Origin of the sequence: Cupriavidus necator A5-1, from assembly GCF_000744095.1 — a bacterium.
In the GTDB taxonomy this organism is placed as follows: domain Bacteria; phylum Pseudomonadota; class Gammaproteobacteria; order Burkholderiales; family Burkholderiaceae; genus Cupriavidus; species Cupriavidus necator_A.
On record NZ_JQLI01000001.1, the window covers coordinates 2,232,998 to 2,254,146 of the forward strand.

Genomic DNA, 21,149 nt, shown 5'->3' on the forward strand with positions numbered 1-21,149 from the left:
TGACGGCTCCAGCGGCGCAGTTCCTCCGGGAACCATTTCTCTTGTCAGGCCTGCGCGCGCAACAGCTTGCGCAACCCCTGATAGACCGCCTCGCGCTCTTCCGGCGAAAGCTGCCGGATCACCTGCGCCTGCCCCCGCCGCGCCAGCGGCATCACCTGGTCGTGCAGCGCGGCGCCGGCTTCCGTAATCGCGCAAATCAGCTTCTTGCGCGGCGTGTTGCCTGTCGAGGTCAGGTGCACCAGCCCGCGCTCTTCCAGCAGCCGCAGCGTGCGGCTTACCAGCGCCTTGTCCGAGGTTGATTGCTCCACCAGCTCCGCAAAGGGCAGTTCGCGCGCGTGCGCCAGCAACGCCAGGATGCGCCACTCCGGCACGGTCAGCCCGAACTGCTCGGCATAAGGCTTGGTCACCGTGCTGCGCAGCGCGGTGACCAGCTGGCTCAGCATCGTGGTCAGGAAGTTGTCGACGGTCAGGCCGCTGCCGGCCTCGTCGAGGTCGGTCCAGGGGCTGGCAGGGGTGTCTGGCGCGGGCTGGCCCTTCGCGGGGGCGGCGTCACGGGGCATGCGGTCCTCTTGTTCGAATCTGTCGGCAATGGAGTGTCAGGGCCGATTGGCGGGCCAGATTGTCTCACATGAGGCATCCAACTCCGCTGGGTCTGTCGCTATCGCTACCTGCAAAAAAAACGTCAATATCGGTGGATGTCAACTAGGGTTTAACGTAAGTTGAGTTGTCAACAACAGCGACCTAGCATGTGTATGTTCCTGATGTGAATGTGAGTTTCACTAATAAAACAACCGAAGTGTTGTGACCCCCAAGCCAACCCTGTTTCCGCCGTGCGCACAACAACCCAGTCCACACCGCGATGCCCCCACAGGAGCTGTTGATGAGACAAGACCGCCCCCGCCGTATCTTCCTTGCCGCCACTGCCATGGCCGCCTTCGCGCTGGCCGCAGGCAGCCCGCTGGCAAGCGCCGCCTGGCCCGCCAAGACCGTGACCATGGTCGTCGCCTATCCGCCCGGCGGCGACACCGACGCCATGGCACGCCTGTATGCCGACAAGCTGTCCGCGCGCCTGAAGCAGCCGGTGATCGTCGAGAACCGCCCCGGCGCCGGCGGCGTGGTCGGCGCGAGCATTGTCAGCCGCGCGCAGCCCGACGGCTACACGCTGCTGTACACGCCCAACCCGTTCACCCTCGCACCGATGGTGCTCAAGCTCGCGCCCGCGGCCAGCTATGACCCGCTGCACGGCTTCACCCCGGTGATCCAGACCGCGGTGCAGGCGGTGCTGCTGGTGGCCAACCCGGCGGCGGGCGTGAAGACCGTCGGCGAGATGGTCGCCGCGGCCAAGGGCGGCAAGGCGCTGACCTATGGCAGCCCCGGCGCCGGTTCGCCGATGCATATTGCCGGCGAGATGCTTAACCGCGCCGCCGGCGTGAAGATCCAGCACGTGCCGTACAAGGGCGTGGCCCCCGCGGTCAACGACGTGGTGGCGGGGCATGTGAACTTTGCCTATGTCACGCTGGGCCCGGTGGCGCAGTACATCAACACCGGCCGGCTGATCCCGCTGGCGATCACCGACGCCAAGCGCTCGCCGCTGCTGCCCAACGTGCCGACGCTGGCCGAGCTTGGCTACAAGGACGTGGTGGTCGGCGCCTGGCACGGCGTGATGGCGCCCAAGGGCACGCCGCCCGAGGTGGTCAAGGTGTTGAACCAGCAGCTCAACGACGTGATCCGCCTGCCCGACGTGACCGAGAAGATGGCGACCTTCGGCGCGATCCCGGTGGGCGGTGCGCCGGCCGCGCTGGAAAACGTCAACGCTGGCGACTACGAACGGCTGGGCAAGGTCATCCGCGACCTGGCGATCACCGCGGAATGACGCAGGCCAGCGCATCGCATTCATGCATTCAGACAAGCAGGGGGCCGGCATGAGCAAGGCCATCGTGGGAACCTCCACGCCGCAGGTGACCGCGCGGGAAAAGGTCATGGGGCGTGCCCAATATGCCGGCGACATCAAGCTGCCCGGCATGCTGCACGCCAAGGTGCTGCGCAGCCCGCGCCCGCATGCGCGCATCGTCGGTATCGACACCTCGGCAGCGAAGGCGCTGCCCGGCGTGAAGCTGGTGGTCACCGGGCATGACGTGCCCACGCGCCACTGGGGCCCGCACCGCAAGGAGCAGCGCATCCTGGCCTGCGGCGTGGTGCGTCATGTCGGCGAGGAAGTCGCGGCGGTGGTCGCGGTCAGCGAGGAAATCGCGCGCGATGCGCTCGACCTCATCCGCATCGAATATGCGCCGCTGCCGGCGCTGCTGACGCCGGAAGCGGCGCTGGCCGAGGGCGCGCCGGAACTCCACGCCGGCACGCGCAATATCGGCCATGAGATGCGGATCGAACGTGGCGACGTGGAGTCGGGCTTTGCCGCCGCGGCCGCAGTGTACGAGGCCACCTACGACATGCATTCGCAGTACCCCGGCTACCTGGAGCCGATGGCCTCGGTCGCGGCGCAGGACGGCAACGGGCGGCTGACGCTATGGGCCTCGACCCAATCGGTGTTCCTGGCCCGCGCCCGGCTGGCCGAGGCGCTGGACCGGCCGGCATCGACCATCCGCGTAGTGCAGGCTACCACCGGCGGCGGCTTCGGCGCCAAGATCGTCGAGGAGAACAACAGCCTGATCTGCGCCTTCCTGGCGAGCCGGCTGGAGCGCCCGGTGCGGCTGGTCAACAGCCGTCTGGAAGACTTCCAGGGCGCGCGCGCCAGCGTGCCGATGAAGGTGTGGCTGCGCATGGGGCTGTCGGCCGACGGCGTGATCCTTGCCAAGGACGTGCGCATCGTTGCCGAATGCGGCGCGTACTCGGGCCTGGCCGGCGACGTGATGCACGTCACCGCGATGCGCAGCGACAATATGCACCGCGTGCAGAACGTGCGCTCGCATGCGGTGATGGCCTATACCAGCAACCCGCCGCGCGGCGCCTTCCGCGGCTTTGGCGGGCAGCAGATGCAGTTCCCGCTGAACTGCCACCTGACCGTGCTGGCCGGCATGATCGGCATGGATCCGGTGGAGGTGCACAAGCGCAATGCGATCGGCGCGGGCGAAGCCAGCGTGCATGGCTGGAAGATCAGCAGCACCGGCATGGCCGAGTGCCTGGACATGACCCGCAAGGCCATCGGCTGGGACCAGAAACGCGCCGCCCCGCGCGGCACCGGCACGCGCCGGCGCGGCGTCGGGATTGCCGCGGCGATGCACGTCAGCGGCAACCGCACGCTGGGCAACTGGGACGGCTCGACCATCCTGCTCAAGGTCAACGAAGATGGCCGCGTGATGCTGCAGACCAGCGAATGCGATATGGGGCAGGGCGCCAACACCATGCTCAGCCAGATCTGCGCGCAGGAACTGAACATCCCGTTGTCGCATGTGACCGTGATGGCGCCCGACACCGATACCGCGCCATTCTGCCTGGGCTCGCTGGCCTCGCGCGTGACCATCATCTCCGGCAATGCGGTGCTGCGCGCTGCGCGCGAGGCGCGGCAGAAACTGCTGGCAGTGGCGGCGGAAAAGCTCGGTGTGGAGGCGGAGCGGCTGGTGATCGCCGACGGCCGCATCAGCGCGCCGGACCAGCCGGACAAGTCCGCCACGCTGGCCGAGATCGCGCGGCTGCATATCTTCCGCCACGGCGGCGAGGGCATCCACGTGCGCGCCACCTATGACGCGCCCACGGTGATGCATGACGCCGACTACTACGGCAACGTAGCGCCCGCGCACTCGTTCGCGGTGCAGGCGGTGGAAGTGGAAGTCGACACCGGCACCGGCCAGGTCACCGTGATCGACAGCTTTGTCGCCGACGACTGCGGCAAGGCGATCAACCCCCTCGCGGTGCACGGCCAGACCCACGGCGCCACCGTGCAGGCGATCGGCTGGACCCTGTACGAGAACCTGCAATACGAGGATGGCCGCCTGATGAACGGCAACTTTGCCGACTACACCATGCCTACCGCCGATGCGGTGCCGATGCTGCGCACCGACGTGGTCGAGTCGAACGATCCCAATGGCCCGTATGGCGCCAAGGGCGCCAGTGAAACGGCGATCCTGCCGGGTGCGGCGGCGATCGCCAATGCGGTCTTCGACGCCGTGGGCGTGCGCATCCAGTCGCTTCCGATCACGCCGGAGAAGGTGCTGGCGGGTCTGCGCGAACTGCGGGAACAGGGAGCAGCCCATGCGTGATTTCGAATTCCTGGAGCCGGCGACCGTGGCCGAGGCCAGCCGCATGCTGGCCGACCTGGGCGACAACTGTCGCATCTTCGCCGGAGGCACCGCGCTGATGCTGGGCATGCGCCAGCGCATGCTGACGCCGAGCCACCTGGTGTCGCTGGGGCGGCTGGACGCGCTGCGCGGGATCAGCTTCGATGCGCGCGAGGGCCTGCGCATCGGCGCACTGACGCTGCATGCCGAGGTAGCGCGCTCGCCGCTGGTGCAGGCGCATTACCCGATGCTGGCCAGCATGGCCGCGCGCGTGGCGAATCCGCAGGTGCGCAACCAGGGCACGCTTGGCGGCAACCTCTGCTATGCCGACCCCGCCACCGATCCGCCCGGCTGCCTGATGGCGCTCGGCGCGCAGATCGTTGTCAGCGGCGGCAACGGCGAGCGCGTGATCGACATCGAGGACTTCCTGGTCGACTACTACGTCACCGCGCTGGCGCCGGACGAGGTGGTCACGCAGATCCGCCTGCCCGCGCCGGACGCAGGTGCCGACGGCCGCTATGCGCGCTTCCTGCGCACGGCCGCCGAGCACAGGCCACTGGCAAGCGTGGCGCTGGCGGTGCGACGCGAAGGCACGTTCTGCGTCGAAGCGCGGCTGGCGGTAGGTGCGTCCACGCCGATCCCGGCCCGCCTGCGCCGCGCCGAAGCGCTGCTCTCCGGCAAGGCCGTCACCGCGGACCTGGCCGAGGAAGCGGCCGCCATCGTCGCCGCGGACATCAACGCAGTCTCGGACATGCGCGGGTCCGAAAGCTACCGGCGCGAAATGGTGCGGGTCGTCGCGCGCCGCACCATCGCCGAGTTGTTCGGCGCGGCATCGGAGTAAGGAGTCCTCATGAACAAAGTCAGCACCGAACTCACCGTCAACGGTGAAGAACACCAGGTGGAAGTGCCAGCCCGGCGCCTGCTCTCCGACCTGCTGCGCGACGACCTGAACCTGACCGGCACCAAGCGCGGCTGCGAGACCGGCATCTGCGGCGCCTGCTCCGTGCTGGTCGACGGCGAGGTGGTCAAGTCCTGCCTGATGCTCGCCGTGCAAGTGCGCGGGTGCCATGTGATGACCGTCGAAGGACTGGCCGCCGACGGGCAGCTCCATCCGCTGCAGCAGTGCTTCATGGACAACGGCGGGCTGCAGTGCGGCTACTGCACGCCGGGCTTCCTGATGGCCTCGTGCGCGCTGCTCGCCAACAACCCCCATCCTACGGAAGAAGAGGTCCGCCACGGCCTGAACGGCAACCTGTGCCGCTGCACCGGCTACGTCGGCATCGTCGAATCCATCCTGTCCGCCGCGGAGAAAATGCGTGGAAATTGAAAAGACCCTCATCACCGCGGCGCCGCCGGCGCGCGTGTGGGAACTGCTGCTCGACCCCAACGTGATGGGCGCCTGCGTGCCCGGCATGGAATCCATCGAGGTGCTCGGCGATGTCGAGTACATCGCGCACATGGCGGTCAAGATCGCCTTTATCAACGCGCGTTTCCGGCTGCATACGAAGATCGTCGAGACCCGTGCGCCGCACTACCTGCGCACCGAGGGCACCGGCGAGGATGCCTCGGTGGCCAGCTCGCTGCGCCAGTCGAGTGAGATCTTCCTGACCGGGCAAGACGATGGCTCGACGCAGCTTCGCATCAAGGTGCAGGTCGAGGTGCTGGGCCGGCTGGGCACCTTCGGCCTGAGCGTAATGAAGACCAAGGCCGACCGCATGTGGGACGAGTTCGGCGCCAACCTGCTGGCGCGGCTGTCGCCTGACAACGCACCGGTTGCCGCGCCACAACCGGCGGCCCGGCGGCCGCAAGCCGCTGTGGCACCGGCACCGGCCGCCGTCAACGGCCATGCGGTGCTGCCGGCGCCATCCGTGGCGGCCGCGGCCCCGGCCATGGGCGGGCTGTTCGCCCGCTGGTTCGGCCGCAGCGAGGCCGCGCGCGGCCCCCAGAGCGATATCTGCGTCGAGCTGCGCCGCCGTGACGAGACCGTCGTGGTGCGCTGGCCGGCGGCGCATGGCGAGCAGTGCGCGGCCTGGCTGCGCGATTACCTGCGCCAGGGAGCATAGCGGGCACAGGGCAGGGGTTTGTCCGCAATACGGGTACCCTACAGGTCGCAGGCGTGATATATGGGAACGTTACGCCAAGACTGAATATTGCAGAGACAGACCATGACGACCGATTCGCCGCAGGATGAGGCCCAGGATAGCGGCCAGGACAAGTACATCGTGCCGGGGCTGGAGCGCGGCCTGCGGCTGCTGGGCGAGTTCAGCAGCCGCGAACGCACCTTGTCGGCGGCCGAGCTGGCGCGCCGGCTCAAGGTGCCGCGTTCGACCGTGTTCCGGCTGCTGGCCACGCTGGAGATGATGGGCTTCGTCGAGCGCACCGACGGCGGGCGCGAGTTCCGCCTCGGCATGGCGGTACTGCGCCTCGGCTTCGACTACCTGGCGTCGCTGGAACTGACCGAGCTGGGCCGGCCGCTGCTGGACCGGCTGCGCGACGAGATCCACTACCCGTGCAACCTGGTGGTGCGCGACGGGCGTTCGATCGTCTACGTGGCCAAGTCGGTGGCGGCGCGGCCGTTTGCCAGCACGGTCAATGTCGGCACGCGGCTGCCGGCGCACGCCACCGTGCTGGGACGCGTGCTGCTGGAGGACCTGTCGCGGGAAGAGTTGCGCGCGCTGTATCCGGAGGAGCGGCTGGAGGTGTATTCGGAAAGCACCCCGCGCACCGTCGAGGAGCTGTACGAGATGGTCCAGCGCGACCGCCAGCGCGGCTATGTGCTGCACGAAGGCTTCTTCGAGGCCAGTATCTCGACCATCGCGGCGCCGGTGCGGGACCGCAGCGGCAAGGTGGTGGCGGCGCTGGGCGCGACCATCCCGGCCGCGCGCATTGACCCGGACCAGCTCGACATCGTGGTGGAAAAGGTCAGGCAGGCGGCGGCCGAGTTGTCGCGCCTGCTCGATTACCGGCCACAGGTGCCCAAGCCGTTCGCCTGACCGGCCATCGGACTGGAACCGATATGCAGCTTGCCGCTCAGAGCCCGAGCACGAGCTTGGCGATGATGTTGCGCTGGATCTCGTTGGACCCACCGTAGATCGACGCCTTGCGATAGTTGAAATAGCGCGGCGCCAGCACCGCGGCATAGTCCGGCCCGACGCGCGGCGCGGCCTCGCATCCCTGCAGCTCGGCCCAGGTGTCCTGCACGAACGGCAGCGCCGCCGGGCCGGCGGCTTCCACCGCCAGTTCGCTGGCCGCCTGCAGCGTCTCCGTGCCGGTGAGCTTCAGCATGCTCGACGCCGCTCCGACCGAGCTGCCCGATTCCAGGCCGGAGAACACGCGCAACTCCACCGCTTCAAGCGTGGCGGCGCGCACGTGCAGCGCCGCCAGCTTGCGGCGGAAGGCGGGGTCGTCCAGCAGCCGGCCACCGTCGTCGGCGGGCTGGTCGGCGGCGATGTCGGCAATCCTGGCCAGCTGCTTGCGCAGCATCGGGCTGTAGGTGCCGCCGCGCTCGAACTCCAGCAGGTACTTGGCATAGGTCCAGCCCTTGCCTTCCTCGCCGATGCGGTTTGCCACCGGCACGCGCACGTTCTCGAAGAAGACCTGGTTCACTTCCTGCTGGCCGGCCACGGGGCCGTCCAGCGTCGGCAGCGGCGACACCGTGATGCCGGGCGCATGCATGTCGAGCAGCAGGAAGGAGATGCCTTCCTGGCGCTTCGATTCGCGGCTGGTGCGCACCAGGCAGAACATCCAGTCGGCCCACTGCGCGTGCGTGGTCCAGATCTTGGAGCCGTTGAGGATGTAGTGCTCACCATCACGCTCCGCGCGCATCTGCAGCGAGGCCAGGTCGGAGCCTGAGTTGGGCTCGGAATACCCCTGGCACCACCACACGTCGGAAGCCAGGATCGGCGGCAGGAAGCGCGCCTTCTGCTCGGGCGTGCCGTACTTCATGATCACCGGCGCCACCATCTTCAGGCCCATCGGCGATACCGGGGGGGAGCCGGCGGCGGCCAGCTCCGACTGGAAGATAAAACGCTGGGTCGCGTTCCAGCCCGGACCGCCATATTCCTCGGGCCAGTTGGGCGCGGCCCAGCCGCGCGCGTGCAGCGCCTTCTGCCAGCGCACCTGGCTGGCCTTGTCTAGGTAGCCGTTCTTGGACTGCGCCATCATGGCGCGCAGGTCGGCGTCATAGGCCTGGGCGATCCAGGCGCCTACGTCTTCACGGAACTGCTGGTCTTGCGGGGAGAAATCGAAATGCATCGACGGGCCTCGCTGGGATAGTCGTCTGGGTTGGCGGGGAGGCGGGCCTTATGCCCCGGCAGGGTAGAGCAGATCGGCGTAGCGGCGCAGGTGGTGTTCGGCCGAACCCATCTGCAGGTCGATCGCCGTGACGCGCTTGAAGTATTGGCCTACCGCCAGTTCTTCGGTGACGCCCATGCCGCCGTGGATCTGCACTGCGGCCTGGCCGACGAAAGCACCGGCCTGGCCCGCCTGGATCTTGGCCGCGCACGCTGCCTGTGCACGCACCGCCGGCGCACTCGTCGCCTGCATCGCCGCCACCTGGGTCAGTCCCACCGACTGCTCGAGCTGCATGTACATGTCTGCCATGCGATGCTGCAGCACCTGGAAGGTACCAATCGGGACGCCGAACTGCTTGCGCTGGCGCGCGTAGTCGATGGTGTCGGCCAGCATGCGCGCCATCGCGCCGTTGGCTTCGGCTGCAAGCGCGACCATGGCTTCGTCGCACAGGCGCTCGATCAATGCGAAAGCTTCACCTTCGGCGCCGATGCGCTGGCTGGCTGGAACCTGCACGTCGTCGAGCAATACCTCGGCGGCGCGCAGGCCGTCGAAGGTCGGGTACTCGCGCAGGCTCGCGCCCGGCGTGTCGCGAGCGATCCAGAACAGGCTGATGCCGTCGCGGTCACGGCGCGTGCCGGCAGTGCGGGCGCTGACCACCAGGTGCGAGGCGAACGGAGCGCCGACCACCGCGTGCTTGTGTCCGCTCAGCTTGTAGCCGTCGCGCTGGCGCGTTGCAGTCGCCTGCACGTCGTGGCGGCAGTAACGGCTGGCGGGTTCGGCATGGGCCCAGGCCGCGGTCGCTTCACCACCGATGATGGCCGGCACCCACTGCGCCGCCAGTTCGGGGTTGCCGTGCACCAGCGCGCCGCCGCTTAGCACCACCGTGCCCAGGTAAGGCTCCAGCACCAGGTGGCGGCCGAACTGCTCCATCACGATCATGTGCTCGGCGGCACCGCCGCCCAGGCCGCCCAATGTCTCGGGGAAGGCCGCGCCGAGAATGCCGAGTTCGCGTGCGAACGCGCGCCAGCAATCCGGGCGCCAGCCCGCGGCGGAATGCGTGGCAGCGCGACGCGCTTCGACATCATAGTGATCGGCCAGGTAACGCGCGATCGTGTCGCGCAGCATCGACTGTTCTTCGCTGAACTGGAAATCCACCGTGGCTCCTTCGGATTGAGGATGAGACGTGACTGCGGTAGTCATGCCGGGCATGATCCGGCCGAGCCGCCAGGTGGCGCATCGTCGCATCGGACGAAGCCGCGCGGCCGGGCAATGTCCCGTTTTATGCGGCGCTGCGGCAAACCTTCGCCGCGGCGCCTCGTCGCTTCCGACGATGGTTGAACCGCCGGGGCCTTCCCAGAATGCGGGATTGGCAATCGCCTATACCGTGACACCTATCGAGGAGCTCAACGTCATGCATCCGCACATCCACGCGCAGCGCACGCCAGACAAGCCGGCCGTCATCATGGGCAGCAGCGGCGCAGTCGTCACCTACCGCGAGCTCGACGCGCGCTCCAACCAGGTCGCCCGGCTGTTCCGCGCACATGGGCTGCGGCCCGGCGACCGCGTGGCCTTCATGGTGGAGAACCATCCGAGGCTGTTCGAGCTGTGCTGGGGCGCGCAACGCAGCGGCATCGTCTTCATCTGCCTGAGCACGCGGCTGAACGTGGCCGATGCTGCCTACATCGTCAACGACAGCGGCGCGAAGATGCTGGTGACCACGCAGGCGCAGGCAGAGACCGCCGCGGCGCTGGTCGGGCAGACGCCCAACCTGATCGGCAGGCTGATGCTGGACGGCACCGTGCCGGGCTACGAGGCCTATGAAACGGTGCTGAGCCGCTGCCCGGGCACGCGCATCGAAGACGAGGCCACCGGCGGCGACATGCTCTATTCCTCCGGCACCACCGGCCGGCCCAAGGGCGTGTTCGCGGCGCCGGCGAGCCCGCACATCGACGATCCCACCTCGCTGACGGCGCTGTGCCAGCGGCTCTACGGCTTCGATGCCGACACGCGCTACCTGTCGCCCGCGCCGCTGTACCACGCCGCGCCGCTGCGCTACAACATGACGGTGCAGGCGCTGGGCGGCACCTCGGTTGTGATGGAGCATTTCGACGCGGAGCAGTTCCTGCAACTGGTGCAGCAGCACCGCATCACGCATACGCAGCTGGTGCCGACGATGTTCTCGCGCATGCTCAAGCTGCCCGAGGCGCAGCGGCTCGCGTACGACGTATCGTCGCTGCGCGTGGCGATCCACGCGGCCGCGCCGTGCCCGGTGCAGGTCAAGCAAGCGATGATCGACTGGTGGGGCCCGGTGATCTGGGAGTACTACGCCGGCACCGAAGGCAACGGCGTGACCGTGGTCAGCACCCAGGAGTGGCAGCAGCGCAAGGGCACAGTGGGGCGGGCGATGATCGGCAAGCTGCGGATCTGCGGCCCGGACGGCGCGCTGATGCCGCCGGGCGAGCCGGGCACGATCTACTTTGCCGAGGGCCGCGCCTTCACCTACCACAACGACGACGCCAAGACCGCGGAGTCGCGCCACCCGCGGCATCCGGACTGGAGCACCATCGGCGATATCGGCTACGTGGACGAGGAGGGCTACCTGTACCTGACCGACCGCAAGGCCAACATGATCATCTCCGGCGGCGTCAACATCTATCCGCAGGAGGCCGAGAACCTGCTGATGACGCACCCCAGGGTGATGGATGTGGCCGTGATCGGCGTGCCCAACGAAGACTTCGGCGAAGAGGTCAAGGCCGTGGTGCAGCCCATCGACATGGCGCAGGCCGGGCCGGAACTGGCCGCCGAGCTGATCGCGTTCTGCCGCGCCAACCTGTCGTCGATCAAGTGCCCGCGCACGGTGGATTTCGAAGCCGAGCTGCCGCGCCTACCGACCGGCAAGCTGCTCAAGCGGCTGCTGCGCGACCGCTACTGGGCCGGGCACACCAACAAGCTGGTTTGATACCCGTGCCGGCGGCGCGGTGCTGTCAGCGCCGGCCGCCGGATCTCCCTTTGCTGCGTCGTCTGGACTCTGCCTGACACGCGCCCGCCACCGCGCCCGCCACCGCACCCGCCATCGCACCCGCCATCGCACCCGCCATCGCACCCGCCATCGCACCCGCCACTGTTTACGCCATAATTCCGAGTTCCATCACAGTCACGCCCGCCCCGGCCTGCACCGCAGCAAGGGCGGGCGCGTTGCCCCGCCCGCGGCGGCGGCCATGCGCGCAAGACGACAACAGGCCAATGGCAAGTATCGAGGAGACAGGGCGGCGCACGCCGTCCGCCACCGGCGCCGGCGCCGCATCGCTGGCGGCCAAGCTGCGTCCGCCGCTGCTGACCCCGTTCCAGGTCGAGCGCGCGGGGATCTGTGACGCCGTGTGCGCAGCGGGCTTCGTCAAGCTGGTGCTGGTGCGTGCGCCGGCGGGCTTTGGCAAGACCACGGCCATGCTCCAGTGCCGCGCGCGGCTGGAGGCCGCGGGCGGGCGTACCGCCTGGCTTACGCTGGACCGTTCGGACAACGACGCCACGCGCTTTCTCGGCTCGGTCGAAGCCGCCATTGCGCAGGCGCTGGGCGGCAGCGTGGCGGGCCGGTCCGCGCGCCCCGCGCTGGCGCAGGATGCGGGCGAACAGGCGCTGGCGCTGATCGACCGCCTCGCCAGCTACAGTGGCGCCTTCACGCTGTTCCTCGACGATTTCGAAGCGATCCAGAATGCCGCCGTGACCGGCCTGGTCTGGCAGCTGGTGGAAAGCCTGCCGCCGGGCTGCCGCGTGGTGATCGGCACGCGCTGGGTGCCTGAATCCGGGCTAGGGCGGCTGCGCGCGCGCGGCGAGCTGCTTGAGATCGAGCCAGCGCAACTACGCTTCAGCGCCAGCGAAACCGAATCCTTCCTGCGCCAGGCGCGCGGGCTCAAGCTGGAGCCCGCCGCGATCAGCGCCCTGCATCGCCGCACCGAAGGCTGGGCCACGGCCTTGTGGCTGGCGTCGGTGGCGCTGGAGCGGCGCAGCCAGCCGGAGGGCTTTATCGCCGGCTTTTCCGGCTCGAACGCGGCCATTGCCGATTACTTGGTCGAAGACGTCTTCCTGCACCTGCCCGACGCGGTGCGCGACTTCCTGCTGCGCACCTCGATCCTGGACCAGCTGTGCGGGCCGCTGTGCGATGTCGTGTGCCAGCCTGCGGGTGGCGCCGGCAGCAGCGACGAGATCCTTGCGTGGCTGGAGCGCGCCAACCTGTTCCTGCTGCCGCTGGAGAGCGAGCGCTATGGCGAACGCGGCAGCGGCGCGGCGCCGGAGCAGTGGTACCGCTATCACAGCCTGTTTTCCGGTTTCCTGCGCGGCCAGCTCGCGCAGGCCATGCCCGACGTGGTACCGCAGTTGCATCTTGCCGCGTCGCGCTGGTACGAGTCGCAGGGCCGCCCGGTGCCCGCCATCGAGCATGCGCTCGCGGCCGGTGCGCTGGCGCACGCGCTGCAGCTGCTTGACGGGGCCGCCGACGAGCTGTTGGCGCAGGGCCGCATGCGGCTGCTGACGCGCTGGCTGGAAGCGGTGCCGGCGGAAGAACTGGCGCGCTGGCCCAAGCTGCAGATCGCCCATGTGTGGGCGGTGTCGTTCACGCGCGGACCGGCCGATGCCATCGCGCTGCTGCAGGCGATCCCGACCGAGGGCGCGGCCGGCGACCTGCTCGCGCATATCCGCGCGCTGCGGCACATGCTGCTGAACATGATGGACCGCTTCGACGACGCGCGCGCCTTTGCTCGCAATGAGCTGCCGCCATTGCCGATGGGTTACGCGTTCCCCGATGCGATCCTGGCCACCTCGATGGCGCGCCTGGCCGCGGTCAGCGGCGACTATCCCGAGGCGCGGCGGCTGCTGCAGGTCGCGCGCCAGGCGGTGCGCGGCTCGGACAGCAACTTCAACAAGATTTTCTCGGAGTCGGTCGAAGGGCTGATCGACCTGCGCCAGGGCCGCTTGCAGCAGGCGCTGGCGCGCTTTCGCATCGCCGCGCGCACGATGCTGCCGAACCGCTTTGGCCCGACCAACGGCAACGCCATGGCAGGCATCCTGCTGGCCGAAGGCCTGTACGAGAGCGGCGACACCGAGCGCGCCAGTCGGCTGCTCAACGTCTACCTGCCGCTGTCGCGCGACCTCGGCCTGCCGGACCAGATCATCACCGGCCACGCGGTGCTGGCCCGCATCGCCTTCGAACGCGGCGAAACCGACCAGGCCCATGAATGGCTGGCGCAACTGGAGGCACTGGGGCATCACCGCGGCCTGACCCGGCTGGTGATGGCGGCGATGCTGGAGCGCGCGCGGCTGGCGCTGCGCCAGGGCAATGTCCACGCCGCGCAGGAAGCGATCGAACGGGCCGCGGATCCGGCGCTGTGGCGCACCCGCCCGGGGGTCAGTTCCTTTGCCCAGGATGTCGAGGACATCGCCGTCGGGCGGTTGCGGCTGGGCGTGTATGCGCACCCCGGTGCGCAGGTGCGCGAGGCGATCGAGCGTGAACTGGCCGCCGCCACCGGCAATCAGCTGATGCGCCGCGCACTCAAGCTGCGCATCCTGCTGGCGCAGGCGTGCCAGCGCATCGGCGACGGCGCGCATGCGCTGGTGGTGATGGGCGAGGCGCTGCGCTTCGGTGCCGCCGAGGGCTTTGTCCGGATCTTTGCCGACGAGGGCGAGGACGTGTGCCGGCTGGTTGCCGATGCGTGTGCGCGCCAGTCAGCCAGCCTGCCCGCGGCCTACGTGGCAAAGCTGCTGCAGGCCTGCGGCCAGCGCTGCGCCGACGGGCAGGCCGGCACGCCGGCCCGGCCCGCGCCGGCAGCGCTGGTGGAGCCGCTGACGCCCAAGGAGCTGAAGGTGCTGCAGCTTCTGGCCGAAGGCTTCTCCAACGTGGCGATGGCTGAGCGGCTGTTCGTGTCAGAGACCACGGTGCGTACGCACCTGCGCAATATCAGCGCCAAGCTGCACGCCAGCAACCGCACGCAGGCGGTGGCCATCGCGCGGCAGCTGGGCTTGCTCTGAGCTCGCGGCTCAGATGCCGCTCAGATACCCCTCAGATACCCCTCAGATACCGCTCAGATGCCGCTCAGATGCCGCTCAGATGCCGCTCAGATGCCAATAAACTCGGTGAATTCCTCCAGTTGCGCGCGCGCCGCGCGCAACTGGTTGGCCGGCGCCTCGGGATCTTCATAGCCGATCGCCATGCCGGTGAACAGCATCCGTTCCGCCGGCAGCGACAGGAACTCGCCGATGGTCTGCGGGTACATCGCCCAGCATTCCTGCGCGCAGCTATCGAGCCCTTCCTCGCGCAGCAGCAGCATCACCGTCTGCAGGTACATGCCCAGGTCCGACCATTGCGGCGGGCCCATGCGGCGGTCCACGGTGCAGAACAGCGCCAGCGGCGCGCCGAAGAAGGTGAAGTTGTTGGCGAACTGCGCCAGCCGCCGTGCCTTGTCCTCGCGCGGGATGCCGAGGTAGTGGTACAGCGCCTCGCCCACCTGGAAGCGTCGGTCGCGGTAGGGCGAGACCAGTTCGCGCGGGTAGACGTCGTACTCGCGTTCTTCGCCGGCCGGCGCCTGCGCGATGCGCTCGCGCATGATGCCGCGCAGCCCCTGCAGCGCCTCACCGCCGATGACGTGGATATGCCAGGGTTGCAGGTTGCCGCCCGAGGGCGCGCGCGCGGCGGCGTCGAGCACGCGCCGGATGGTGTCGGGCGGCACCGGTTTGGGCAGGAAGCCGCGGACTGACTTGCGGCTGGCGACGGCTTGGCTGACTTTCATGCGAACTCCGGAAGAATTGGTAGCGGACAGGTGTGCCTCAGGCGAAGGGCGGTTCGCCGCGCCAGTCGAAGAAGTCTGGCAGGTCTTGCGACACCGTATCGGGGAAAGCGGCGGGACGTTTTTCGAGGAAGGCGCTGACGCCTTCCTTCACGTCGGCCGAGCGCCCCCGCGACTGGATCGCGCGGCTGTCGAGCTTGTGCGCTTCCATCGGGTGGCTGGCACCGGCCATGCGCCAGATCAGCTGGCGCGAAATTGCCACCGACACCGGCGCGGCGTTGTCCGCGATTTCGCGGGCGAGCGCCCGTGCCGCGGGCAGCAGGTCTTCGGGCGCGTGCAGCGAGCGCACCAGGCCGCGCTCGAGCGCTTCCTGCGCGGAGAAGACGCGGCCGGTGTAGCACCATTCCAGCGCGGTCGATACGCCGACCACGCGCGACAGGAACCACGACGACGCCGCTTCCGGCGTGATGCCGCGGCGGGCAAAGACAAAGCCGAACTTGGCGTCGGTCGAGGCCAGCCGGATATCCATCGGCAGCTGCATGGTCACCCCCACGCCGACCGCGGCGCCATTGACCGCGGCGATCACCGGCTTGAGGCTGCGGAAAATGCGCAACGACATGCGCCCGCCGCCGTCGCGATGGGCGGTGTCGGGGCTGGCGCCGTAGCGCTTCTCGTAGTCAAAGGTCGAGCCGCCGGCCGAGAGGTCGGCGCCGGCGCAGAAGGCACGGCCCGAACCGGTGACGATCACCGCGCGCACGTTGTCGTCGGCATCCGTGGCATCGAACGCCGCGAGCAGGTCCTGCATCATCTGCGCGGTGAAGGCGTTGAGCTGGTCGGGGCGGTGCAGCGTGATGGTGGCGACACCGTCTTCGACGGCGTAGCGCAGGGTTTCGAATGAAGGCGTGGCTTGCGTCATGGCGGCTCCTGCTGAGGGAAGGGGCAAGGATGCGGTGGCCGGCGGCGGCTGGGCCTTGTGCCGGCAGGGGGACAGCCAACACTAGTGCAGAATGCGCCGCCCGCAATCGTCGCTTCCGACGAGGCTGGGGAGCGGCGCCTGGCCTTAGACTGGCCCGGATCGCCGGCAGGCCACGCCTCGCTCGCACCGGCCGGAGCAGACAGTAAAAGGATATCCATGAAGACACGAATCACCGAACTGCTTGGCATCCGCTACCCGATCATCCAGGGCGGCATGCAATGGGTTGGCTACGCCGAAATGGCCTCCGCCGTTTCCAACGCCGGCGGGCTGGGCATCCTCACCGCGCTGACGCAACCCACGCCGGAGGCACTGGCCGACGAGATCCGCCGCTGCCGCGAAATGACCGACAAGCCGTTCGGCGTGAACCTCACCCTGCTGCCGTCGATCAACCCGCCGCCGTACGCGCGCTACCTCGACGTCATTATCGAGAGCGGCATCACGGTGCTGGAAACCGCCGGCAACAATCCCAAGGAACATATCGCGCGCGCCAAGGCCGCCGGCATCAAGGTGATCCACAAGTGCGTGGCGGTCCGCCATGCGCTGTCCGCCGAGCGCCTGGGCGTGGACGCGGTGTCGATCGACGGCTTCGAGTGCGCCGGCCATCCGGGCGAGGACGACGTGCCCGGCATGGTGCTGATCCCGCAGGCCGCGCGCAAGCTGTCGGTGCCGGTGATCGCCTCGGGCGGCATCGCCGACGGCCGCGGCATGGCGGCGGCGCTGGTGCTGGGCGCCGAGGGCGTCAACATGGGCACGCGCTTCTGCGCCACGCGCGAAGCGCCGATCCACGACAACGTCAAGCAGGCACTGGTGCAGGCCAGCGAGCGCGACACCAACCTGATCTTCCGCACGCTGCACAACACCGCGCGCGTGCTGAAGAACGCGGTGTCGGATGAGGTGGTGAGCATCGAACGCCGCCCGGGCGGCGCGCAGTTCGAGGACGTCAAGCACCTGGTCGCCGGCGTGCGCGGCAAGGCCGCGCTCAAGGCGGGCGAGACCGATGGCGGCATCATCAGCGCCGGCCAGTGCGTGGGCCTGATCGACGACGTGCCCAGCTGCGAAGAACTGATCACGCGTATGGTTGCCGATTGCCGGGAATACCTCGGCGTGGCCTCGCGCTACTTTGCCTGACGCCATGGCCGAAGCAGGAATCGAGGCGTCCATGACCGCGACCCTGGCCGAGCCGGCCGGGGGCGCCGGTGCAGGGGACCTGCCGGAGGGCTTCGTGCCCCTGCGCCGGATGAGCGGCTACATGGCCAATTTCGGCCAGCTCTACCTGCATGCGGAGCGCCGCACGCTGGCGGTGCGGATCGACGAGAGCCACCTGAACAACCTCGGCATCCCGCACGGCGGCATGCTGGCGACGCTGGCCGATACCGCCATCGGCATGATGATGTCGCTGGAGACCGGCCGCTCCAAGAGCGCGGTCACGGTCAACCTGAGCCTGGACTACCTCGATTCCGCGCGCCTGGGCGACTGGGTCGAGGCGCGCGTGGAGTTCGACAAGCTGGGCTCGCGGCTGCGTTATGGCACCTGCCGGGTGGTCAGCGGCGAGCGTTGCGTGCTGCGCGCCACGGCGATCTTTGCGGTGCTGGCGCCGCGCAGTTGAGCCTGCTGGTCAGCATCGTCGCTTCCGACGACGCTTGACGGCTTCCCCACGGCAACAATACCGATCGACGCAGACAAAGGAGATCACATGGCAGAGGCATATATCGTCGCAGCGGTTCGCACCGCCGGCGGGCGCAAGGGCGGCAAGCTGTCGGGCTGGCATCCGGCCGACCTGGCCGCGCAGGTGCTGGACGCGCTGGTCGAGCGCACCGGCGCCGATCCGGCACTGGTTGAAGACGTCATCATGGGTTGCGTGAGCCAGGTCGGCGAACAGGCCGGCAACGTGGCGCGCAATGCGATCCTGGCCTCGCGCCTGCCGGAGAGCGTGCCCGGCACGTCGGTGGACCGCCAGTGCGGATCGTCGCAGCAGGCGCTGCACTTTGCCGCGCAAGCGGTGATGTCGGGTGCGATGGATATCGTGATCTCCGCCGGCGTCGAGAGCATGACGCGCGTGCCGATGGGCCTTTCGTCGCAGCTGCCGGCCAAGAACGGCTTTGGCGTGCCCAAGAGCCCCGGTGTCGAGGCGCGCTATCCGGGCGTGCAGTTCAGCCAGTTCACCGGCGCCGAGATGATTGCACGCAAGTACGACCTGTCGCGCGAGCAGCTCGATGCCTATGCGCTGCTGAGCCACCAGCGCGCAGCCGCCGCGACCAAGGCGGGCCGCTTCAATGCCGAGATCGTGCCGGTGGAAGTGCGCACGGCCGAGGGCGGCAACGGTGAAATGCATACGTCCGACGAGGGCATCCGCTACGACGCCACGCTGGAGAGCATCGGCAGCGTCAAGCTGATTGCCGAAGGCGGCCGCGTGACGGCCGCCTCGGCCAGCCAGATCTGCGACGGCGCCGCTGGCCTGATGGTGGTCAACGAGGCTGGCCTGAAGAAGCTCGGCGTCAAGCCGCTGGCACGCGTGCACCATATGACCGTGATCGGCCATGACCCGGTGGTCATGCTGGAAGCGCCGCTGCCGGCCACCGAGATTGCGCTGAAGAAGGCGGGCCTGAAGATCGGCGATATCGACCTGTTCGAAGTCAACGAAGCGTTCGCCCCGGTGCCGTTGGCCTGGCTGAAGGCGACCGGCGCCGATCCGTCGCGCCTGAACGTGCATGGCGGCGCGATTGCGCTGGGCCATCCGCTGGGCGGCTCGGGCGCCAAGCTGATGACCACGCTGGTGCATGCGCTGCATACGCATGGCAAGCGCTATGGCCTGCAGACGACGTGCGAAGGCGGCGGGCTGGCCAACGTCACCATCGTGGAACGGCTGTAAGGCACAGCCCAGGGAACTGTAAAAGGTAAAGGGAGAAGGACCGGCGGCGCGGGCATGTCAAAGTGCCCGCGCCAGCAGCCGGATCAACGAGGCCGCGACACTGCGGCCTTTTTTGTGTGTGCCGAGCATGTCCAACAGCTCGGGGGTGCAAGTCCCCTATCCAACCTGATGGTGGTGAAGGATTAGTGAAGCGCAAGGGCGTCGTCGCGAGGCGGGGTCTGAAGGAAGCGTGGAGCAAAGCCACGACCTGACGAACAGAAACCAGATATGAGGCCTACCCGGCTGGACGAGCGAGCACATGATCGCGAAGTCCATAGCCATCAAGAGCCGGGGTGGTAAATCTGGCAGGTGTGTGGTGAAGGCGGTTGGACTTACCTCGGGAGGCCTGCTCCGGTGTCCTGAAATCGGGACTGAGTGACCCGCAAGGTGCACTGATCGCCGGGCAGGAGTCAGCAAACGGCATAGTACGGCAGCAATGCCGGAAGGCCCGAACGGAATAGAGAGGCAAGTAGGCCGGAGAACTCGACATGGAAGGGCAGCAGAAAACGCACCGCGGCCTTGAGCAAGATCCTATGAGACAGGACAAACCGATGCTTAAAATCAGCGTGTCGCGCTTGGCTCACAGGGGAGACATCATGCGTACAGATATCGAGGAGCGGGTGTTGGCGGTATCGCTCGAACTGGCGGCCGCGAAGTGGAAGGTCGCGTTACACGACGGTCACCGCGAGCAGCCTGCGGTGCATACGGTCGCGCAGCCGCAAGCCTCAGCGCGTCTGCAGGAGGTGCTGGACCTGATCGAACAGCACAAAAAGAAGTGGTCCCTACCAGCCGGGCTGCGCGTCGTCGTAAGCTACGAGGCCGGCCAGGACGGGTTCTGGATCTGTCGCGCGCTTCAGGCGCACGGCATCAAGTGCTACGTCATCGATCCGGCCAGCATTCCGGTTGAACGCCACAAGCGGCGCGCGAAGACCGACCGGCTCGATGTCATCAAGCTGGTGATCAACCTGCGCGCATGGCTACGCGGCGAGCGCGACCGCATGCACGTGGTTCACGCGCCATCGCCGCAGGACGAAGCGTCGCGGCACCTGATGCGCGATCGCGGGCAACTGCAGAAGGAAGTGCTACAGCACCGCGACCGCATGCGCAAACTGCTGGCCACGTTCGGCTGCTGGGATGAGGTGGATCACAAGCACTTCGCCGGCCGGCTCGCCCGTGACGAGGTGAAGTGTCACGACGGCGCGCCGTTGCCGCCCGAAATGCGTGAGCGGCTGCTGCGCGAGTGCGAACGGCTGGCGCTGGCACAACAGCAACTCACGGCGCTGGAGAAGACGCGGCAGGCAAGCCTGCCCGCACCCGCGCGCAAGCGACGCGATGACCTGGCCCGCCTGAAAGGGATTGGCGAAGTGGGCGCGTCGCGCCTCGCGCTCGAACTGTTCTGGAGGGACTTCAGCAACCGGCGCCAAGTTGGTGCCTGTACCGGTCTGGTGCCCCAGCCCTACGACAGCGGCGAGAGCCAGGTCGACCAGGGCATCAGCAAACAGGGCAACCGACGAGTGCGCGCGTTACTGGTCGAGATGGCATGGTGCTGGCTGCGCCACCAACCCGACAGTGCACTCACGCGCTGGTTCAACGCGCGCACCCAGAGCACGGGACCAAACCGGCGGGCCCGGCGCATCGCGATCGTTGCAGTCGCACGGCGACTCGCCATTGCGCTGTGGCGCTATCTGAAAGACGGTGAGATTCCCGAAGGCGCACGACTGAAGTCAGCGTAGGCTCCCAAAAAAAGTTTTGCAGGAAGGAGGTAACGGTCGGTCAGGGCAACTACGCAAGCACAAACGGTCTGAGGTGAACATGCCCGTTCTCCTCCCGGGTTGCTGATGCAACCGATTTACCAAGATGGGGCATGTCTCCTGGTTGATGATTCCGGCGTAATGCGCATGCAGGACGAGGCCGGCCAAGCGCCGGCGGATAGAAGGTGGTCAGACGTCACGTCTGACGCGCGCACA

At 68.2% G+C, this 21,149-nt stretch carries 17 protein-coding genes; 12 read left to right on the top strand and 5 right to left on the bottom strand.

Going from position 1 to position 21,149, the window contains the following annotated elements; all coding sequences use genetic code 11:
• Nucleotides 1–44: 44 nt before the first annotated feature.
• Entirely contained in the window at nucleotides 45–560 is a 516-nt protein-coding gene (locus K307_RS09815) for a MarR family winged helix-turn-helix transcriptional regulator (RefSeq protein ID WP_042877845.1), read from the bottom strand.
• 320 nt (nucleotides 561–880) lie between these two features.
• Between K307_RS09815 and K307_RS09820 the strand changes: the two genes are divergently transcribed.
• The 6 genes from K307_RS09820 (at nucleotide 881) to K307_RS09845 (ending at nucleotide 7,225) form a co-directional block, all read left to right on the top strand.
• Complete coding sequence (locus K307_RS09820; protein ID WP_042877847.1) at nucleotides 881–1,873, top strand: tripartite tricarboxylate transporter substrate binding protein; 993 nt, start codon at nucleotides 881–883, stop codon at nucleotides 1,871–1,873.
• A 49-nt stretch (nucleotides 1,874–1,922) separates the two neighbouring features.
• Nucleotides 1,923–4,214, top strand: a complete 2,292-nt coding sequence (locus K307_RS09825) for a xanthine dehydrogenase family protein molybdopterin-binding subunit (protein WP_042881734.1) — start codon at nucleotides 1,923–1,925, stop codon at nucleotides 4,212–4,214.
• Nucleotides 4,207–5,073 carry an FAD binding domain-containing protein gene (locus K307_RS09830; RefSeq protein WP_042877850.1) on the top strand — a complete coding sequence of 289 codons (867 nt, stop codon included), beginning with the start codon at nucleotides 4,207–4,209 and terminating at the stop codon, nucleotides 5,071–5,073. Before K307_RS09825 ends, K307_RS09830 begins: the two co-directional genes overlap by 8 nt.
• Before the next feature lie 9 nt (nucleotides 5,074–5,082).
• Nucleotides 5,083–5,559, top strand: a complete 477-nt coding sequence (locus K307_RS09835; protein ID WP_042877852.1) for a (2Fe-2S)-binding protein — start codon at nucleotides 5,083–5,085, stop codon at nucleotides 5,557–5,559.
• Entirely contained in the window at nucleotides 5,549–6,295 is a 747-nt protein-coding gene (locus tag K307_RS09840) for a CoxG family protein (protein WP_042877854.1), read from the top strand. Before K307_RS09835 ends, K307_RS09840 begins: the two co-directional genes overlap by 11 nt.
• A 102-nt stretch (nucleotides 6,296–6,397) precedes the next feature.
• The gene (locus tag K307_RS09845; protein ID WP_042877856.1) at nucleotides 6,398–7,225 is read left to right on the top strand and encodes an IclR family transcriptional regulator; all 828 of its coding nucleotides are present in this window, start codon (nucleotides 6,398–6,400) and stop codon (nucleotides 7,223–7,225) included.
• 37 nt (nucleotides 7,226–7,262) lie between these two features.
• Here the strand turns inward: K307_RS09845 and K307_RS09850 are convergent, their stop codons facing one another.
• Both K307_RS09850 and K307_RS09855 read right to left on the bottom strand, forming a co-directional pair.
• Nucleotides 7,263–8,486, bottom strand: coding sequence for an acyl-CoA dehydrogenase family protein (locus K307_RS09850; RefSeq protein ID WP_042877858.1), 1,224 nt, complete (start codon nucleotides 8,484–8,486; stop codon nucleotides 7,263–7,265).
• A 48-nt stretch (nucleotides 8,487–8,534) separates the two neighbouring features.
• On the bottom strand, nucleotides 8,535–9,680 hold the full coding sequence (locus tag K307_RS09855) for an acyl-CoA dehydrogenase family protein (RefSeq protein WP_042877860.1): 1,146 nt from the start codon (nucleotides 9,678–9,680) through the stop codon (nucleotides 8,535–8,537).
• A gap of 256 nt (nucleotides 9,681–9,936) precedes the next feature.
• On the opposite strand from K307_RS09855, the gene K307_RS09860 reads away from it, so the two are divergent.
• Both K307_RS09860 and K307_RS09865 read left to right on the top strand, forming a co-directional pair.
• Nucleotides 9,937–11,484: an AMP-binding protein gene (locus tag K307_RS09860; RefSeq protein WP_042881736.1), complete on the top strand. Its 1,548-nt coding sequence runs from the start codon at nucleotides 9,937–9,939 to the stop codon at nucleotides 11,482–11,484.
• Between the two features lie 284 nt (nucleotides 11,485–11,768).
• The gene (locus K307_RS09865; RefSeq protein ID WP_042877862.1) at nucleotides 11,769–14,543 is read left to right on the top strand and encodes a LuxR C-terminal-related transcriptional regulator; all 2,775 of its coding nucleotides are present in this window, start codon (nucleotides 11,769–11,771) and stop codon (nucleotides 14,541–14,543) included.
• Between the two features lie 86 nt (nucleotides 14,544–14,629).
• On the opposite strand, the gene K307_RS09870 is transcribed toward K307_RS09865, so the two are convergent.
• Both K307_RS09870 and K307_RS09875 read right to left on the bottom strand, forming a co-directional pair.
• Nucleotides 14,630–15,301 carry a nitroreductase gene (locus K307_RS09870; protein WP_042877864.1) on the bottom strand — a complete coding sequence of 224 codons (672 nt, stop codon included), beginning with the start codon at nucleotides 15,299–15,301 and terminating at the stop codon, nucleotides 14,630–14,632.
• 37 nt (nucleotides 15,302–15,338) lie between these two features.
• The gene (locus tag K307_RS09875; protein ID WP_042877866.1) at nucleotides 15,339–16,214 is read right to left on the bottom strand and encodes a crotonase/enoyl-CoA hydratase family protein; all 876 of its coding nucleotides are present in this window, start codon (nucleotides 16,212–16,214) and stop codon (nucleotides 15,339–15,341) included.
• 210 nt (nucleotides 16,215–16,424) lie between these two features.
• Between K307_RS09875 and K307_RS09880 the strand changes: the two genes are divergently transcribed.
• The 4 genes from K307_RS09880 (at nucleotide 16,425) to K307_RS09895 (ending at nucleotide 20,915) form a co-directional block, all read left to right on the top strand.
• Nucleotides 16,425–17,402 carry an NAD(P)H-dependent flavin oxidoreductase gene (locus K307_RS09880; protein ID WP_268989213.1) on the top strand — a complete coding sequence of 326 codons (978 nt, stop codon included), beginning with the start codon at nucleotides 16,425–16,427 and terminating at the stop codon, nucleotides 17,400–17,402.
• A 4-nt stretch (nucleotides 17,403–17,406) separates the two neighbouring features.
• Entirely contained in the window at nucleotides 17,407–17,880 is a 474-nt protein-coding gene (locus K307_RS09885; RefSeq protein WP_042877870.1) for a PaaI family thioesterase, read from the top strand.
• A gap of 87 nt (nucleotides 17,881–17,967) precedes the next feature.
• Nucleotides 17,968–19,143: an acetyl-CoA C-acetyltransferase gene (locus K307_RS09890; RefSeq protein ID WP_042877873.1), complete on the top strand. Its 1,176-nt coding sequence runs from the start codon at nucleotides 17,968–17,970 to the stop codon at nucleotides 19,141–19,143.
• Nucleotides 19,144–19,778: 635 nt separating this feature from the next.
• Nucleotides 19,779–20,915, top strand: a complete 1,137-nt coding sequence (locus tag K307_RS09895) for an IS110 family transposase (RefSeq protein WP_042876367.1) — start codon at nucleotides 19,779–19,781, stop codon at nucleotides 20,913–20,915.
• Nucleotides 20,916–21,149: the final 234 nt, after the last annotated feature.